At 67.1% G+C, this 17,101-nt stretch carries 14 protein-coding genes; 6 read left to right on the forward strand and 8 right to left on the reverse strand.

What is annotated here, in order from left to right; all coding sequences use genetic code 11:
- Positions 1–154: 154 nt before the first annotated feature.
- Complete coding sequence (locus VUN84_09315) at positions 155–1,861, forward strand: GAF domain-containing protein (GenBank protein ID XAS62548.1); 1,707 nt, start codon at positions 155–157, stop codon at positions 1,859–1,861.
- Here the strand turns inward: VUN84_09315 and VUN84_09320 are convergent.
- The gene (locus VUN84_09320) at positions 1,858–2,586 is read right to left on the reverse strand and encodes a response regulator transcription factor (GenBank protein XAS62549.1); all 729 of its coding nucleotides are present in this window, start codon (positions 2,584–2,586) and stop codon (positions 1,858–1,860) included. The two genes, VUN84_09315 and VUN84_09320, sit on opposite strands and share 4 nt — an antisense overlap.
- Positions 2,587–2,929: 343 nt before the next feature.
- Here VUN84_09320 and VUN84_09325 point away from each other — a divergent pair, with 343 nt between their 5' ends.
- Positions 2,930–3,382, forward strand: coding sequence for a universal stress protein (locus VUN84_09325; GenBank protein ID XAS62550.1), 453 nt, complete (start codon positions 2,930–2,932; stop codon positions 3,380–3,382).
- A gap of 57 nt (positions 3,383–3,439) precedes the next feature.
- Here the strand turns inward: VUN84_09325 and VUN84_09330 are convergent, their stop codons facing one another.
- From VUN84_09330 to glgC, 3 genes are all read right to left on the reverse strand, one after another.
- Positions 3,440–3,910, reverse strand: a complete 471-nt coding sequence (locus tag VUN84_09330; GenBank protein ID XAS62551.1) for a pyridoxamine 5'-phosphate oxidase family protein — start codon at positions 3,908–3,910, stop codon at positions 3,440–3,442.
- Between the two features lie 105 nt (positions 3,911–4,015).
- On the reverse strand, positions 4,016–5,479 hold the full coding sequence (locus tag VUN84_09335; GenBank protein XAS62552.1) for an SDR family NAD(P)-dependent oxidoreductase: 1,464 nt from the start codon (positions 5,477–5,479) through the stop codon (positions 4,016–4,018).
- Between the two features lie 70 nt (positions 5,480–5,549).
- A complete protein-coding gene (glgC, locus tag VUN84_09340) occupies positions 5,550–6,965 on the reverse strand; it encodes a glucose-1-phosphate adenylyltransferase (protein XAS65807.1) in 1,416 nt (471 codons plus the stop codon).
- A gap of 95 nt (positions 6,966–7,060) precedes the next feature.
- On the opposite strand from glgC, the gene glgA reads away from it, so the two are divergent.
- A complete protein-coding gene (gene glgA, locus VUN84_09345) occupies positions 7,061–8,266 on the forward strand; it encodes a glycogen synthase (protein XAS62553.1) in 1,206 nt (401 codons plus the stop codon).
- 90 nt (positions 8,267–8,356) lie between these two features.
- Here the strand turns inward: glgA and VUN84_09350 are convergent, their stop codons facing one another.
- Both VUN84_09350 and VUN84_09355 read right to left on the reverse strand, forming a co-directional pair.
- On the reverse strand, positions 8,357–10,486 hold the full coding sequence (locus VUN84_09350; GenBank protein ID XAS62554.1) for an acyl-CoA dehydrogenase: 2,130 nt from the start codon (positions 10,484–10,486) through the stop codon (positions 8,357–8,359).
- Positions 10,483–11,166 (reverse strand): TetR/AcrR family transcriptional regulator, encoded by a 684-nt coding sequence (locus VUN84_09355; protein XAS65808.1) that lies wholly within the window; start codon positions 11,164–11,166, stop codon positions 10,483–10,485. The genes VUN84_09350 and VUN84_09355 overlap by 4 nt, the downstream gene beginning before the upstream one ends.
- Positions 11,167–11,362: 196 nt before the next feature.
- Here VUN84_09355 and VUN84_09360 point away from each other — a divergent pair, with 196 nt between their 5' ends.
- From VUN84_09360 to VUN84_09370, 3 genes are read left to right on the forward strand one after another with little or no spacing between them, the layout of a single operon-like run.
- A complete protein-coding gene (locus VUN84_09360; protein XAS62555.1) occupies positions 11,363–12,802 on the forward strand; it encodes an acetyl-CoA C-acetyltransferase in 1,440 nt (479 codons plus the stop codon).
- Between the two features lie 9 nt (positions 12,803–12,811).
- Positions 12,812–14,152, forward strand: coding sequence for a 3-oxoacyl-ACP reductase (locus VUN84_09365; GenBank protein XAS62556.1), 1,341 nt, complete (start codon positions 12,812–12,814; stop codon positions 14,150–14,152).
- Complete coding sequence (locus tag VUN84_09370; GenBank protein XAS62557.1) at positions 14,149–15,063, forward strand: MaoC/PaaZ C-terminal domain-containing protein; 915 nt, start codon at positions 14,149–14,151, stop codon at positions 15,061–15,063. The genes VUN84_09365 and VUN84_09370 overlap by 4 nt, the downstream gene beginning before the upstream one ends.
- A 102-nt stretch (positions 15,064–15,165) precedes the next feature.
- Here VUN84_09370 and VUN84_09375 read toward each other — a convergent pair whose 3' ends face one another.
- Together VUN84_09375 and VUN84_09380 are read right to left on the reverse strand one after the other, a co-directional pair.
- Positions 15,166–16,320: an aromatic acid exporter family protein gene (locus tag VUN84_09375; GenBank protein ID XAS62558.1), complete on the reverse strand. Its 1,155-nt coding sequence runs from the start codon at positions 16,318–16,320 to the stop codon at positions 15,166–15,168.
- Between the two features lie 69 nt (positions 16,321–16,389).
- A complete protein-coding gene (locus tag VUN84_09380) occupies positions 16,390–17,055 on the reverse strand; it encodes a serine hydrolase domain-containing protein (GenBank protein ID XAS62559.1) in 666 nt (221 codons plus the stop codon).
- Between the last annotated feature and the right edge of the window lie 46 nt (positions 17,056–17,101).

Here is a 17,101-nt window from a genome sequence, read left to right on the forward strand (position 1 = left end):
GCCTACGCCGTCCCGGCGGCCGCAAGTAGGGCAAAAGGTCACAATCAGGCGCAATATCATCGGGCCCACCGGGTCTTTGTCCCCACATCGGGGGTAGTCTGGCATCAATCGTCAGCGCGGATGATCGCTGTCTTCGATGGATCGAATTGGGGCCATGAGCATGCATTCAATGGGGGAACGCCCGGACTACACCGCCATTGAGCAACAGCCAATGATCGACGGTGTGATCAAGGGATTCGTTTCCCGGGCCGAGGAACTGCTCCAGTCGCAGGAACGCATGGCCGGGCTGCTGGAGGCCGTGGTCGCCGTCGCCGAGGACCTCAGCCTGGACGCCGTGCTGGAACGCGTAGTGCAGTCCGGCTGCCGTCTGCTGCGGGCCCGGTACGGCGCTTTGGGCGTCATCGGCGATGACAAGGCACTCAGCCACTTCATCAGCGTCGGCATCGACGAACAACTGGCGCACCGGATCGGGCCGCTGCCCACCGGCCACGGCGTCCTGGGACTGCTGATTTCCGATCCCCGCCCCCTCCGCCTCCACGACCTGCGCAACCATCCCGAAGCCTACGGCTTCCCCGGGAAGCACCCGCCCATGAAGTCCTTCCTCGGCGTCCCCGTGCGCGTCCGGGATGTGGTCTTCGGCAACCTTTACCTGACGGAGAAAGAAGACGGCAGCGACTTCACTGACGAAGACGAAGGGCTGGCCGTGGCGCTGGCTGCCGCCGCGGGGGTGGCCATTGAGAACGCGCGGCTCTACGACGACGCCCGCCGCCGGGCCCGATGGCTGGAAGCGTGCATGGACGTCTCCGGGCTGATGCTCGGCACCGACCGGGACTACACCGCCGGCGGGCTGGATCCCATCGCGAACCGGGCACTTCAGGAGTCGGGCTCCCAGCTCGCACTGATTGTGGCGCCCGGCACCGATGGCCACGGCCACGTGGTTGCCGGAGCGGCCGGTCAGAACGGCTCGCTGTTTTCCGGCCGTCCGCTGGCGCTGGCTTCGCCGCTGCTGGAAAGTGTCCTCGACGGCGGTGAGCCCGTCGTGCTCGATGACGCCTCCGAACTGTTTGGGACGATCGACGGCGCGATCACCGGACCGCTGCTGGCGGTGGCGCTCAGCACCCAGGGAGCACACCACGGTCTCCTGCTGCTGGCCCGGGATGCAGACGCGCTCCACTACTCACGGACGGACATTGAAATGGGGGCTGTTTTTGGTTCCCATGTGGCCCTGGCCCTTGAGCTTGCCCGCGTCCACCGCCTCCGCGAGGAACTGCTGGTGTTCACCGACCGGGACCGGATTGCCCGTGACCTGCACGACCTCGTCATCCAGCGGTTGTTCGCGGCCGGGCTGAGTGTCCAAAGCCTCACCCGCTTCACGAAGGACGAGCTCGCCACCGAACGGATCCGCAACATCACCGGGGAGCTGGACGAAGCAATTCGCAGCCTGCGGGACACCATCTACTCGCTCAAGACGGGCAGCGGCGACACGGAACTGCTCAGCGGACGGATCCGGCGGGTGACCCGCAGCTCGGCGAAATCCATGCCGTTCACGCCCCGCCTCACCCTCTCCGGACCCGTGGACGCCGTCAATCCGAACAAAGCCGACAACGTGGTGGCGGTGGTTTCCGAGGGTCTGAGCAACGCCATCAGGCATTCGGGGGCGGACAGCATCTCCGTCTCCGTCGGCGTGGTCAAAGGCCGGGTAACGGTGGTGATCACGGACAACGGAGCCGGCTTCGCGGACCCCGGAACTCGCCGGGGCCTGGCCAACCTGGAAGACCGGGCGCGCATGTTGGATGGGGATTGCCTTGTCACCAGCGCTCCGGACGCCGGCACCAGCCTGGAATGGTCGGTGCCGCTTTAGCGGACAGTGCGGGGGTGGAGGGCGTCGGAGTGGCTGCCATGCGGCGCCTGCGTGGCGGGTCCGGCGATGAAGACGGCAGCCTGGGTCCGCCGTTCAAAGCCCAGCTTGGCCAGCAGGGAGGAGACGTAGTTCTTGACAGTCTTTTCCGCGAGGAACATCTCTGCGGCAATCTGGCGGTTGGTGAGCCCCACGCCCACCAACTCCAGCACCCGGCGCTCCTGGGGTGTGAGGGAGGACGTCCGTGGGTCGACGTCGTCGGCCTGGACCAAACTGTCGACAATGCCGGCGGCGACGCCCTCTGCGAAGAGTGACTCGCCGGTGGCGGCCCGGCGCAGGGCTCCGATGAGGTCGGTCCCACCAATCTCCTTGAGGACGTAGCCGCTCGCGCCAGCCAGCACAGCTCCCCGCAGGGCCTGTTCGTCGTCGAAACTTGTCAGGATGATGCAATTCAAGGAAGGGTCCACCGAGCGGACATCGCGGCAGACTTCAATTCCCGTTCCGTCCGGGAGGCGGGCATCGAGAACGCAGACATCCGGATGCAGCGCGGGAATCCGACGAGTGGCCTCAACAGCGGAACCCGAACTTCCCACCACCAGGAACCCCTCACCCTCGAGGAGTTCCTGCAACCCGCGCCGGACGAGTTCGTGGTCGTCCAGGATGAAGACCCGGATAACCGCTGGTGTCTTGTCGGCTGCAGTGAGACCTGCGTCTGCCCAGGCAATCATGATTCTCCAGTCCGGCGGCCTGCGCTGCCCTATGCGGTGCGGTGCCCCCCACCGGGCTCCGCAGTGTCCTTGGTTGGCTCCCTGACGAAAGCTGTCCCCACAGTCTGCGCCAGACACCGGTTCTTTCCCAACCAGGACCATTCTTCTCCTCATCCGGGAGCCCGGCTAGGGACCTAGGTCCTGACAGGACCGGCGGAGTGCGGCCCCGTGACTTTTGGCCCTTGCCGATTTCCCCGCGGGTGCGGCATTCTGGGCCGGACACACGAGCCGTGCGCCGACACGTAGCGAGAGACGCACTCTACGAGACGCGCTGAATGAGACGCGCTGTATGAAGGGACCTGTTATGACCGAAGCCAAAGACATCCGGAAGATTGTGGTGGGGGTGGACGGCTCCGACGCCTCCGTGGAGGCCTTGCGGCAGGCCCAGCATCTCGCGGTACAGCTGTCCGCGAAACTCGTGGCCCTGGCCAGCTGGGATGTCCCTCCGGTCTATGACGGCTACGTCGCAATGGGCATTGACGATTTCGACGTCCGCGCCGGCGAGATCCTGCAGGAAACCGTCCAGAAGGCGCTGGGGGAGCCGACCCCGGGGAACGTCGAAACCCGCCTCGTCCAGGGGCACCCGAGGCACACCCTGATGGAGGCCAGCCGGGACGCCGACATGGTGGTGGTGGGACGCCGCGGCCACGGCGGCTTCGGCGGAATGCTGATCGGTTCCGTCAGCTCAGCTCTGGTGGCCCATGCCCATTGCCCTGTGCTGGTGGTTCATTCGCCGGAAACCAAGGCGGGCAGGTAGCTTCGCCAATATCGCACGGGATCCCGGGCCGCGGGTATTCCCCGTACAGGCGAGCCCCTATTCGAATGACTTCCGGCGGGGATCGGAGAGCCGGGTGTTCCAGAGGTCGGGGTTATTGACTTTGAACCGGCGTCCGGTCAGGGCGAGGGGGGACAGCCGCACGTAGTAGTCCTTGTTTCCGGGCTGCCAGGGTTCAAGAAGGCGTGCGTCGACGGCGTCCTTCTGCTCCTTGTCCTCGATCAGCTGGGCCTCACCGCGGGCCACGACGCTCCAGGCCTGCTGTTCATGGGAGTCGTAGCCGTCAATCTCAAAGGCAACGGGTTTCGCCGTCATGGCGGCCCACAGTTTGGTACCTCCGGCGGTACGGAAAACGATCGAGCGGCGTTCCAGGGCAAAGTTCACCGGAAAGATCTCCGGGTGCCCGTCCACTATCAGGGCGATCCGGCCAACAACCTCCGTGTCCAGGAGCACCCAGCACTGGTCAAGGGATATTCCGAAGTCGGGGCCAGGCGTCGTCTCAGTATTCATGTGGACCCACGTTACGCCCTGCGCCGGCCATCCATTAGGGCCATAGGGCCCCAGGCCGCTGCCGGCAGTGTTGTGGCGACGCGCCCAAGGGTCGGGGTACCCGCCCTACCAGGGGCTCGGCTTGTAATCCTTCAGGAAAACGCCAAACTGGTCCTCACCGGCTTCGCCGAGCACGATCGGATCGTAGACCCGTGCGGCGCCGTCGACCAGGTCCAGGGGGGCGTGGAAGCCCTCCTCCATTAACCGGACCTTGGTGTAGTGCGGGCGCTCATCCGTGATCCAGCCGGTGTCGACGGCCGTCATCAGGATGCCGTCCGCGTCGAGCATCTCCTGGGCGCTGGTGCGGGTCATCATGTTCAGCGCTGCCTTGGCCATGTTGGTGTGCGGGTGGCCGGGGCCCTTGTAGGCGCGGGAGAACTGGCCCTCCATGGCGCTGACATTCACGATGTATTTCCGCCGCGCACTGGAACGCTTCATCGCCCCGCGCAGCCTGCTGACCAGCAGGAAGGGCGCGGTAACGTTGCACAGCTGGACCTCGAGCATTTCCAGGGGATCCACCTCATCCACCACCTGCGTCCAACTGTTGATGCTGGCCAGGTCCGGGACCAGGCCGCCGGCGTCGATGGCGGTGCCTGCCGCGATGCGCTCCAGTGACGCGGAGCCTGTGGACAACGCCAACGAGGTGACCGCGTCACCGGCCAGCACGGGGTGTTCCAGGACGGTGCTTGCCAGGGCCAGCGGGTGTTTGTCGTGGGCGTGGCCGAACGTGACCAGTTCCGGACCGCCGTTGGCCGGCTCCAGCGCAGCGGGGAGAGGCTCGTCTTCGGCGTCGACCAGTGGCTTGTACGCGTTCCCCGAGCGGCGCACCGTTTGCGCGGCATTGTTGATGATGATGTCCAGCGGCCCCGCTGCGTCCAGGGAGTCCGTCAGTGCCATGACCTGCGACGGGTCCCGCAGGTCAATCCCGACGATGCGCAGCCGGTGCAACCACTCGCCGCTGTCTTCCATGGCGGCGAACCGGCGGGCGGCATCCCTGGGGAACCGCGTGGTGATGGTGGTGTGGGCTCCGTCGCGGAGCAGCCGCAACGCAATGTACATACCGATCTTCGCCCTGCCACCGGTCAGGAGGGCACGGCGGCCGGTCAGGTCTGTCCGGGCGTCGCGCTTGGTGTGGCTGAAGGCGGCGCACTCCGGGCATAGCTGGTGATAAAACGCATCGACCTGGGTGTAATGCTGCTTGCAGACGTAGCAGGGCCTGGACTTGATCAAGTGCCCGGCGATCTCGCCGGTGGCGGACGGCGCCAGTTTGTTGCCCCGGGTCTCGTCGTCGATCCGGTCCGGGGCCGCCGTCGCCGTCTGGGCGATCACGGCGCGGTCGGCGTCGGCGATCAAATCCCGCTTGCTGACCCTGCGGTGGCGTTTCACGGCCTTGAACATCTTCCCGGTGGCGCGGCGCACCGACACGTAGTCCGGGTGCTCCTCGTCATAGACGTGGATGCTGTTCAGGACCTTCAGGCAGGACCGGATTTCTTCGGGGGTCAGATCAAACGGCACATCGGAGGAGCTCATTGCCCCAATTTTACAGCCTGCGGGGAGCCCGGCCCGACGCCGGCACCGGACTCCCCGCCGCGGCTCCCGCTTAGTGGGCGCCGGCTGTCCTCGGGGCAGGAGCGCCGACGGCGGCGGCCTGCACTTCCGCGGCCCGGTCCACGGATTCCCGCAGGGCCGGCCAGTTCTCCGTGGCTGCCCTGACCGCGTGGGGGACCAGAATCAGGTTGGCGGCGGACAAGGCACGCTCCGCGTCCCCGGGTTCGGGGACGTGCTGGCCCTTGGACAGAACGGTGATGCCGGATTCGGTGACCTTGAATCCGCGGGCCCGGTCCAGCTCGTGATCGAGCCCGATCGCCGCTCCCGCCGGGACCTGGACGTTCTTGTCGATGATGGCTCGTTTGACGACGGCGCCCGCACCGATGTTGACCTTGTCCATCAACACGGAGTCGAGCACCCTGCTGGACGTTCCGACATAGACGTCATTGGAGAGCACGGAACCTTCCACGATGCCGCCGGAGATCACGGTTCCACTGGAAACAATGGAATCCAGCGCCGTGCCGACGGTGTTCTTCTCGCCCCGGACGAACTTGGCCGGCGGCGAAACGGTCTGGCGCGTGTAGATCGGCCATTCCGAGTTGTAGAGGTTGAATACCGGCACGGGTGAGATGAGGTCCATGTGGGCGTCATAAAAGGAGTCAATCGTGCCGACGTCGCGCCAGTAGGTGCGGTCCCGTTCCGTGGAGCCGGGGATCTCGTTCAAGGTGAAGTCGTAGACACCGGCCTCACCCTGGTCGACGAAGTAGGGAATGATGTCCCCGCCCATGTCGTGCTTGGTGTCGAGTCGTTCGGCATCGACGTGCAGGGCCTCGACCAGCGCGTCCGCGTTGAAGACGTAGTTGCCCATGGACGCGAGGAATTGGGTGGGATCGGCGGCCAGTCCTGGCGTGGAGGATGGCTTCTCGACGAAGGCGGCGATCTTTTCGGGGTTGTCCGGGTCCACTTCGATCACGCCGAACTGATCGGCCATGTGCAGCGGCTGGCGGACGGCGGCCACGGTTGCCTTGGCACCGCTGGCGACATGCTGGTCCACCATCTGGCCAAAGTCCATCCGGTAGACGTGGTCCGCACCGACAACAACGACGATGTCCGGGTTCGCGTCGTGGATCAGGTTCAGGGACTGGTAGATGGCGTTGGCGCTGCCGAGGAACCAGCTCTTGCCCACGCGCTGCTGCGCGGGGACGGAGGCGATGTAGTTGCCCAACTGGGTGGACATCCGCCAGGTCTCGGAAATATGGCGGTCCAGGCTGTGGGACTTGTATTGCGTCAGAACAACGATCTGCAGGTAGCGGGAATTGACCAGGTTCGATAACGCGAAGTCAATCAACCGGTAATTGCCTGCGAAGGGCACGCCGGGTTTAGCCCGGTCCGCCGTCAGCGGCATGAGCCGGTTTCCCTCGCCACCGGCAAGGACTATGGCCAGAACTTTCTTATTCGGCATGGTGATCGCTCCTGAACGCCTTTGTACTACCCCAAACAGTCCGGCACGCCCGAACGTCTTCACACTAGATCAGTTCCACCGTAACGACTACCTTGGGGTTTGTGCGTATAGACATTGTGACTAAAGAATTCCCGCCCGAGATTTATGGCGGCGCCGGGGTCCACGTGGCCGAACTCAGCCGGGTGCTCGCCCAGCACGTGGATTTGCAGGTCCGCGCTTTCGGCGCGCCCCGCGAGCCCGGGTACCACGGTGCGACGGTGACGTCCTATGCCGTACCGGAGGACCTCGGCGGGGCGAACGCCGCGCTGCAGACCCTGGGGGTGGACCTGCGGATCGTTCCGGACATCGCCGGCGCGGACGTGGTCCATTCACACACCTGGTACGCCAATATGGCCGGCCACATCGCCTCCCTGCTCCACGGGATTCCGCATGTGCTCAGCGCCCACAGCCTGGAACCGTTGCGCCCGTGGAAGGCCGAGCAGCTCGGCGGCGGCTACGCCTTGTCGTCCTGGGTGGAGAAAACCGCCTACGAGGCGGCTGCGGCCATCATCGCCGTGTCCGAGGGCATGCGCCAGGACATCCTGCGCAGCTACCCCGACGTGGACCCCGCCAAGGTCAAGGTGGTGCACAACGGCATTGACGTGAGCCTGTGGAACCGCGATGAGAACGACGACGTGGTCCGTGCGCTGGGCATCGACCCGGAACGGCCCAGCGTGGTGTTCGTGGGCCGCAACACGCGGCAGAAGGGCGTGCCTTACCTGCTGCGCGCAGCAGCTAAGTTGCCGGCGGACGTTCAGCTGGTCCTGTGCCTCGGGGCCGCCGACACCCCGGAGCTCGCGGCCGAAACGGCGCGCCTCATCGGGGAATTGCAGACCCAGCGCAGCGGTGTGATTGTGGTGGAACGGATGCTGCCGCGCCATGAGCTCATCCAGGTCCTCAGCCACGCCACTGCCTTCGCCTGCCCGTCCATCTACGAACCCCTCGGCATCGTCAATCTTGAGGCGATGGCGTGCGGTGCGGCCGTCGTGGCCAGTGCCACCGGCGGCATCCCCGAGGTGGTCCAGCACGGTGCGACCGGATTGCTCGTTGATATTGAGCAGGTCACGGACGGCACCGGCACCCCGCTGGACCCGGAGAAGTTCGTCACGGAATTCGCCGCCGCACTGACCGAGGTGGTGTCCGATCCCGCCCGGGCCCGTGCCATGGGCCAGGCCGGCCGCCGCCGTGCTGAGGAACACTTCTCCTGGGAATCCATCACCGAAACCACTCTTGAGGTCTACCGCTCGGTGCTTCCGGCGGGCTCCTGATCCCGGTTTGTAGCCCGGTACCCCGGAACTGACGACGACGGCGCCGCCCCGTAAAGGGGCGGCGCCGTCGTCGTTTCTGCTTATCCGGGGTCAGGCCCTGGCCGTCTTCGTTCCGTGGCCCTTGCGGGCCAGCAGGGTTTTTTCGTCCACCGGGGCATCACCGCTGGCGCGCTGGCTGCGGAAGTAATCCCGCGCCTCGTCCTGGCGTCCCCTCTCAGCGCCTGAGGCGATTTCGGCACGGAGGTGCTCGGGGCCGAACCCGAAGGCGCCCACCAGGTCCAGGGCGTGCGGGCGGATCTTGGTGAGCAGACGGTTGATGTAGCCGCCCACGGTCCGGGCACGCTGCATGGAGATCCTGCCGTTCATCAGGTACCAGGAGAGGTTCTCCTCGATCAGGGAAAGGCCGAAGAGGTCGCGCAGCCAGGTGAGCACTTTCCTGGTGCCCGGGTCCGTGACCTTGCCCAACGCCTCGGTGAAGGCTTCCCACTGCAGCAGCTCGGCGTGGGCCTGGGCGGCCTCGATAAGTTCGTTCTGGTGGGTGTTGAACAGGGCCGCGCCCTGCTGCTGCGGCAGCTTACTGGCGCCCTTGAGTGCCGAGCCGACGTCGGCGACCATGGTCTGCACCCGGTCGGTCAACAGCGCGCGCTGGCTTGCTTCGTCCTTAATGGCGATGGCTGCCTTCTGCACCGAACCGGTGTCCGCCATGAACTGGGCGACGCCGCGCAATCCGGTCCGGTGGATCGCGGCACCGGTCGCCTGTCCCACGACGTAGCGCGCCAGCACGCCGAAGTTCACGGTCCGGAATTCCTTGGCGTAATCGGCCAGCAGCCGCTTGGCGACCAGCTGCAGCAATACGGTGTTGTCGCCTTCGAAGGTGGCGTAGACGTCGAGGTCGGCGCGCAGCGACGCAAAGCGGTTTTCGATCAGGAATCCGGCGCCGCCACACGCCTCACGGCACTCCTGCAAGGTGTCGAGTGCGTGCCACGTACTGAGTGGCTTGAGGGCGGCGGCAAGGGTTTCCAGGTCCTGCCGGTCCTCGTCCGTGTCGGCCCGGCCGGAGAAGACGTCGTCGAACTTCTGCAGCAGCTGCTCACTGGCAAAACCCGCGGCGTAGGTGGTGGCGAGCCTGGTCAGCAGCCGGCGTTGGTGGCGCTGGTAGTCCATCAGCACTTCCTCCTCAGTGGGCGAGGAGGCATTGAACTGCCGGCGTTCCGTGGCGTACTGGATCGCCGTCTTCAGTGCCAGTTTCGAGGCGGTGACGGCTGCGCCGTCAAGCGAAACGCGGCCCTGGACGAGGGTGCCGAGCATGGTGAAGAACCGCCGGCCAGGGCTGGCGATGGGGGAACTGTAGCTGCCGTCGGCGTTGACGTTGCCGTAGCGGTTCAGCAGGTGGGTGCGGGGGATCCGGACCTGGGTGAAGTGCAGCCGGCCGTTGTCGATGCCGTTCAGTCCGCCCTTGACTCCGTCGTCCTCGCCTCCGATGCCGGGCAGGAATTCCTTGGTGTCCGGGTCGCGGAGGTCCATGTAGAAGGCATGAACGCCGTGGTTCACGCCTTGCGTCACCAGCTGGGCGAACACGACGGCGGCGAGGCCGTCCACGGCGGCGTTCCCGATGTAGTCCTTCCACGCCGCGCGGAAGGGAGTGTGCACCACGAATTCCTCGGTGGCGGGGTCGTACGTGGCGGTGGTGGCGATGCTGGCGACGTCGGAGCCGTGTCCCGTCTCCGTCATGGCGAAGCAGCCCGGTATGTCCAGGTTCATGATGCCCGGCAGCCACTTCCGGTGGTGTTCGGCGGTACCCAGGTGGTTCACGGCGGAGCCAAACAGGCCCCACTGCACACCGGCCTTGATCTGCAGCGAGGGGTCGGCGATGACGAGTTCCTGGAACCCTGCCACGTTGCCGCCGTGCTCGTCGGCGCCGCCGACCTCCGCCGGGAAGGCGCGGTGCACGGCGCCGTTTTCGACGAGGATTTTCAGCTGGCCGAAGACGCGCCGGCGGTGCTCCGTGTGGGTCAGGCCCTCCGTCTTATGCAGTTCCGGACGGCCCGCGAGTTTGCGTGCTTCACGGCGGGTGTCGGCCCACTTGCCCAGGAGCAGCTCGCCCAGCGCGGCCACGTCGACGGCGGGAGCCGTTGCGCCGGTTGGGGCCCCCGGGCGGAGAGCGGCCGGGGCGGGGGTGGTCCGCGCGGAGCCTGCGGTGCGGTGGGCTAGTTCGGTCATGTCGATTCCTTCGTTGGTTCTGACAAGGTCGGGGCTGTGGGGATCGTTCCAGCGGGGTCCGTTCCAGCGGGGTCCGGGGCTGCCGGGTCCGGGGTTGCCGCGCGGAGTTCGGGGGCGATGCCCACGCAGAGCCAGTCGGTGATCTGGCGTGCCATGGCCTCCTGGTCGGGCTTGGCAGGCGAGGCAGGACTGGCGAGCCATTGCTCGCCGGCGTTCCTGACCAGGCCGATGGCCGCGTTGGGCCAGTATCCGATCACCGACTCCCGCCCGGCGGAATCACCAAGATGGCTGCGCATGGGCCGGGCGATCATGTCGCTGATCGCGGCAAAAAAATGGCCCAGAGCGCCGGCCGTGGCGATGCTGCCGCCGGCGGCAGCTGCCTCGCCGGGGGTGTAACGCGTGACGAAGGTGTAAACGCTGGGGCTGGTTTCGGCCATCTGCAGGTAGGCCGAAACCATGGCGAACAGTCCCTCGCGGGGTGTCTGCGCGCTTTGGGCGGCTTCCAGGATGCGGCGCTGCATTTGGCTCAGCACAACTTCGCCAACAGCCTGCTGCAGCCCGGCCTTGTCCCCAAAGTAACGGTAGAACACAGACTTGGAAGTGCCTGCCGCGGCGGCAATCTCCTCCATGGACGCATCACTGCCCAGCCTGTGCACGGCTTTCCGGGCTGATTTGATCAGCTCCCTGCGCCGCTCTTCGCGGTGCGACTGCCAGCGCGAGTCGCGGCCGTCAACACCGCTGCCGCTGGCCGCGTCGGAGCTGGCCGCGTCGGAGCCGGCCGCGCCGCCGGGAAGGCTTGTCTGGAGGAGGTTCACGATACCCAGCGTATCAGGTACGCTGGGTATCGGTAACCGCTTTGATCAAAGGAGACAGCCCATGTCCGTCAACGGACAGTCCGCACCCGGACCCAAGGAATCGACCCCCGTGGCCAAGGTCCCTGCAGGAGACACGGCAGGGGCCTCCTTCGGGAACGCACCGGAAACCGCTGCAGGAATCCGCCCGGCCGGATCAGCAGGACCGCGGCTGCGCAAAGCTGTCATCGTCGGCGGCAACCGTATTCCGTTTGCCCGGTCCGGCGGTGCCTACACGAAGTCCTCCAACCAGGACATGCTGACCGCAGCCCTCGATGGTCTCATCGCCCGGTTCGGTTTGCAGGACGAGCGCATCGGCGAAGTAGCCGCCGGTGCCGTGCTCAAGCACTCCCGTGACTTCAACCTGACGCGCGAGGCCGTGCTCGGCTCCGCGCTGTCCGCCGAAACCCCGGCTTATGACCTGCAACAGGCGTGCGCGACCGGGTTGGAAACGGTCCTTGGCCTGGCCAACAAGATCAAGCTCGGCCAGATCGACTCCGCCATCGCCGGCGGCGTCGACTCCGCCTCTGATGCCCCCATCGCCGTCAGTGAGGGCCTGCGCGAAGTTCTCCTGGACCTTAACCGGGCCAAAACGTTGCCGCAGCGGCTCCAGGTTCTGGCCCGCCTCCGGCCCAAAGACCTCACCCCCGACGCTCCCGGCACGGGAGAGCCGCGCACCGGACTGTCCATGGGGGAGCACCAGGCCCTGACCACCGCGCAGTGGAAGATCACCCGTGAGGCGCAGGACGAACTCGCCTTCGGCAGCCACCGCAACCTCGCGGCAGCATACGATGCCGGCTTCTTCGATGACCTGCTGACCCCGTACCGCGGACTCACCCGTGACTCCAACCTACGCGCTGACACGAGCCTGGAAAAGCTGGCCACGCTCAAGCCGGTGTTCGGCAAGAACCTGGGTTCCGAGGCGACCATGACGGCTGGAAACTCCACTCCGCTCACGGACGGCGCGTCCACCGTCCTGCTCGCCTCGGAGGAGTGGGCCGACGCCCATGACCTGCCCAAGCTGGCCACCGTGGTCGACGGTGAGGCGGCGGCGGTCGATTTCGTGCACGGCAAGGACGGGCTGCTGATGGCGCCGGCGTTCGCTGTGCCGCGCCTGCTGGCCCGCAATGGTCTCAGCCTTGAGGACATTGACTTCTTCGAAATCCACGAGGCCTTTGCCGGGACCGTACTCAGCACCCTCGCCGCCTGGGAGGACGAGGAATTCGGCCGCACCCGGCTGGGCCTCGATGGAGCCTTCGGCAGCATCGACCGCACCAAGCTCAACGTCAACGGGTCCTCCCTTGCCGCCGGCCACCCTTTCGCGGCGACCGGCGGACGCATCACCGCCTCGCTCGCGAAGATGCTGCACGCCAAAGGCAGCATCAACGGCCGTCCGGCCCGCGGGCTCATTTCCATCTGCGCCGCCGGCGGCCAGGGCGTCGTCGCCATTCTCGAAGCCAGCTAGGAGCGTTCCATGACTGACAAATACACCGCACTGGTGAGCCGGGGACTCGGCCGCGATCTCGCCAGGAAGCTCGGGCTGCCCCAGCCGGTGGTGCTGCGCCGCCACCACCTGGGCCAGCCGCTGATCAGTGGACCCGTCCTGGTTCAGGGAGCCGGCAGCGGCGCCGATCAGCTCGCCGCGACCCTGCTGTCCTGGAACCTCGATGTGCGCCGCCACGCCGTGCCTAAGGAGAAGCTCGGCGCCATCATTCTTGTGCTGGACGAGCTGACCCGGCCCGAAGACCTGGAGAAGCCCGTCCTCACCGCCGCCACATCGCTGCGGGACCTCGCTCCGAACTCCCGGGTGATAACGGTCTCGCGCAGCGCTGCGGACACCGCGGACCCCGCTGCCGCGGCAGCCCGACAGGGCGTGGACGGGCTCCTGCGCTCACTCGCGAAAGAGCTCCGTGCCGGTGCCACCGCCAACGGCATCCTGCTCGCCGACTGCGCCACCGCCACGAGCCCCAGCACTCTTGGCGCGCTCCGGTTCTTCCTCTCCGGCCGGTCCGCGTATATCGACGGGCAGTTCCTGACGGTGTCCTCGGACGCCGGGCAGCTGCCGGCCGATGCCGATCAGCCCCTGGCTGGAAAGGTTGCCGTGGTCACCGGAGCCGCCCGCGGAATCGGTGCTGCCATCGCCCGCGCGCTCCGCCGCGACGGAGCGAGGGTCGTCGTGGTCGATATCCCGGCCGCCGGAGACCACCTCGCAGCGGTGGCCAACGAGGTGCACGGCACCGCCCTGCAACTGGACATCAGCCGGGACGACGCCGGGCAACGGATCATCGATCACGCCGTGGAACGCCACGGCCGGCTGGACATCGTCATTCACAATGCCGGCATTACCCGGGACAAGCTGCTCGCCAACATGGACCAGGGCCGCTGGAACTCCGTCATCGCCGTCAACATTGCCGCCCAGCTGCGGATTAACGCGGCCCTGCTGGCCTCGGAGCATTTCCGGAGTTCACCGCGGATCGTCTCAGTCGCTTCCACCAGCGGGATCGCCGGGAACCGGGGCCAAACCAACTATGCCGCTTCCAAGGGCGGTGTCATGGGCATGGTCCGGGCCACAGCACCACTGCTCGGCGAGCACGGCGGCTCCATCAACGCGGTGGCTCCGGGCTTTATCGAAACGGAGATGACCGCGAAGATTCCTTTCGCTACCCGTGAGGTGGCCCGCCGGCTGAACTCGCTCCAGCAGGGTGGCCGGCCAGACGACGTCGCCGAGGCCATCGCATTCCTGGCCAGCGACGCGGCCGGGGGCATATCCGGCGAGGTGCTGCGGGTGTGCGGGCAGAACCTGGTGGGAGCATGACGCCCTCGCCCGCGGTCATCCTCGGCGAGATGCCGTCCTTGTCGAAACTGTATGTCAACGCGGCGGCCACCGCTGCCCGCCGGAGGGTACTGGGCGCGCACGCAGCCGCCGGGCTCCCGGAGACGCCGCACGAGGTACGCGGCGTCCTGGCATCGGTGGAAAACCTCACGGCGTTCCAGCACCTGATCGGCGACACCGCAAGCGATGTCCTGCCGGCGGGGTTCGTCCATGCATTGGCCTTTCCGCTGGCCATGAGCGTGATGAACCGGGATGACTTTCCGCTGCCGCTGCTGGGGATGATCCACCTGGACAACCACGTGGTGCAGTCTGCGCCGCTGTATTTCACGGACCCGCTGGACATCCGGGCCTGGGCGGAGAATCTGCGGGGCCACCGCTCCGGCACCCGGCTGGATCTCGTCACCGAGGTCCGACGTTCGGGGGAGGACGCTGTCAGCTGGCGCGGCGTTTCCAGCTATCTTGCCAAGGGCGTGTTCCTGCCCGGAACCGACAAACCCTCGGGCGTGCCGGCTCCGGCGGGTTTTACGCCGCCCAATCCGACGGCGGTCTGGCAGCTTGGCGTGGACACCGGGCGGGCTTATGCGTCTGTGTCCGGTGACTTCAACCCGATCCACCTCAGCGTCCTCAGTGCCAAAGCCCTCGGCCTGCGGCGTTCCATCGCCCATGGCATGTATCTGGCCTCCCGCGCCCTGGCCGACGTCGGCGCCGCGAAGGGCGACGCGTTCAGCTGGGATGTGGCCTTCGAGGCCCCGGTCTTCCTTCCGGCCCGGGTAGCGCTGGATATCAGCACGGTCCAGGGCGAAGACGGTGCCTGGAGCCGTTCAGAGTTCGTGGCCTGGAGTCCGCATTCGGGCCGCAGACATTTCAGCGGATCGGTGTCCTCGCTGGCGTAGAGCCACCACCACCTGCCGCGGCGGCCGTCCCCGCGTTTTCCGGGGGCGGCCGCTGCTGTGCCAGGCGGGCTGCCGCGGCGCCGGCCCCGCGCGGTCCTGAGCCTAGGTGGTGCCGGCGGACGAGGCGTCCGGTGGGTGGCCTGCCGACTTCGCGGCGCGCAGCATCCGGTGCAGCGTCAGCAAAACCGATTCGACGGCGCTCGGGGCACCCTCGGACAGGTCCTCGGCCGCGACCCGGGCGATGAAATCCTTCACCGCGGCGTCGGCAACTTCGACAAGTTCGGCCTGCCGTTGCGGTTCTTCCTCCTCGGCGGCACGCAGCACGTCACCCACCATCGTCATGGCGTTCGCGAGCGGCTCCGCATAGTCCTCCGGGATCACAAACGGCGTGTCTTTGGCCCAAATGACGTCAGAGAGCACCTGGGTCACATCCTGAACGTGAAAGGTGATCTGCTCCAGATCCCGCAGGTTGCGGTAGTCCTGCTCAATGTCGCGCGGATGGAGCCGGCGGCGCGGATTGGCCCGCCGGCTGGCGTCGGCCTTTTCCACCGCCAGGCGCACAGTGCGGGCGGACGCCGCGAGCCCGTCAGACCGGCTGGACCAGTTCTCGTGTTCCGGCGGCCAGGATTCCTTGAGCGCCTTGGCCATGTCCCGGAGCTGCTGGGCGAGCGCCAGTCGCAACTCAGCGATGCTCAGCTCGGCGGCGCGGAAGTGCAGCGGCGGGAACACCACAAGGTTCACCGCAATACCCACCGTGACGCCGGCGCCCATTTGAAGGAGATAGCCGAAGGAGAACTGGTCCGGGTTGTGGCCGCCCACCAGCAGAACCAGGAGCGCCGCCGTCGGAATCCAGTCCCGGCCTGCGCCAATTTTTGGGAGGCCGGCAAGGACAACGCCGAAGGCCATGACGATCCCGACGGTCAGTGGTGAGGGACTGCCCAGGACGAACAGGACGAAGGCCAGCCCGATCCCGATTGCCAGCCCGCCGAGGGCCTGCACGCCCTGGCGCATGGAACCGGCGACGTTCTCGTACATGGCCACCAGTGCGCCCAGCGGTGCGTAGTAGGGGTAGGCAGCCGCGGAGCCCGGCATCAACGGTGCAATCGCGAACGCAATGCCCGCGGCCAAGCCCGCCTTGATGGCCAGCTGCAGCCGGGGCCAGAGCAGCACTGCGGAGACGTTGCCCGCCACGATCCGCCAGAGCCGCCGAAGCAGTGCGGGGCGGGTCGTCTGCGGTGCCTCGTCTGTAGTAGCCATTCGGTTCACCCTAGGGCCGCGGTGTTGCTGCTACAAGTGGACGAATCGCCGGGGACGGCAGAGGTGCACTCAGCCGGAGGCTGCGCAGGCCTTACGTACCGCCGCGGATAGCCGTTGGGCTCTCCCCTCGGTGCGTCCTTCCTCGCTTCGCCGGGGCACGTAGCCGAAGCCGATCCCATAGCCGGGGTCGGCGTAGCCCAGGGCAGCGTTGGCGCCTTCATGGCCGAACGCAAGGTAGCTGCCGAAGTCCCGGCCCGGCTGCGGCTTCATGAAGACCACGGCGAAAGCGTCGTCCTTTCCGGAGCAGCGGTCCAGGCCCCACACCTGCTCCTCCGCCATCATTGCGATGGTGGCGGGAACCCGAACAGCCGGCAGACCGTCGACCCCGGTAGTGGCGGCGGCGTAGGCCCGTGCAAGTCCGTCCGCGGAGCCGATCCCGCCGGCGCTGGGCCGGCGGAGTCGCGCGTCGTAGAGTTCCTGCAGGCTGCGCCCGGCGACCCGGCGGCAGAGCTCCTCCATCAGGATTCCCATCGTCAACGCATGGTAGCCGAAGGCGCTTCCCGGCCGCCACAGCGGGGCGGCGGCGGCCAGGCGGCGGGCTGCTTCCGGCGTCGGGAACTCCTCCAGCGCAAGCCCGCCTGCGAGGCCGGGCACCCCGGCCTGGTGGGAGAGGGCTTGCCGGACGGTGAGCCGTTCCTTGCCGTGAACCCCGAACTCGGGCCAATACGATGCCACGGTGGCGTCCAGGTCCGGCAAACTCCGGGGCGGCCGTTCCGACGGA

The organism is Micrococcaceae bacterium Sec5.8 (genome assembly GCA_039636775.1).
Classification (GTDB): Bacteria; Actinomycetota; Actinomycetes; order Actinomycetales; family Micrococcaceae; genus Arthrobacter.

Coding starts and splice junctions, on each gene's coding strand:
- VUN84_09350 (XAS62554.1), bottom strand. CDS start 10,486: ATGACCGAACTAGCCCACCGCACCGCAGGCTCCGCGCGGACCACCCCC.
- VUN84_09370 (XAS62557.1), top strand. CDS start 14,149: ATGACGCCCTCGCCCGCGGTCATCCTCGGCGAGATGCCGTCCTTGTCG.
- VUN84_09335 (XAS62552.1), bottom strand. CDS start 5,479: ATGAGCTCCTCCGATGTGCCGTTTGATCTGACCCCCGAAGAAATCCGG.
- VUN84_09315 (XAS62548.1), top strand. CDS start 155: ATGAGCATGCATTCAATGGGGGAACGCCCGGACTACACCGCCATTGAG.
- VUN84_09320 (XAS62549.1), bottom strand. CDS start 2,586: ATGATTGCCTGGGCAGACGCAGGTCTCACTGCAGCCGACAAGACACCA.
- VUN84_09330 (XAS62551.1), bottom strand. CDS start 3,910: ATGAATACTGAGACGACGCCTGGCCCCGACTTCGGAATATCCCTTGAC.
- VUN84_09360 (XAS62555.1), top strand. CDS start 11,363: ATGTCCGTCAACGGACAGTCCGCACCCGGACCCAAGGAATCGACCCCC.
- VUN84_09325 (XAS62550.1), top strand. CDS start 2,930: ATGACCGAAGCCAAAGACATCCGGAAGATTGTGGTGGGGGTGGACGGC.
- VUN84_09365 (XAS62556.1), top strand. CDS start 12,812: ATGACTGACAAATACACCGCACTGGTGAGCCGGGGACTCGGCCGCGAT.
- VUN84_09375 (XAS62558.1), bottom strand. CDS start 16,320: ATGGCTACTACAGACGAGGCACCGCAGACGACCCGCCCCGCACTGCTT.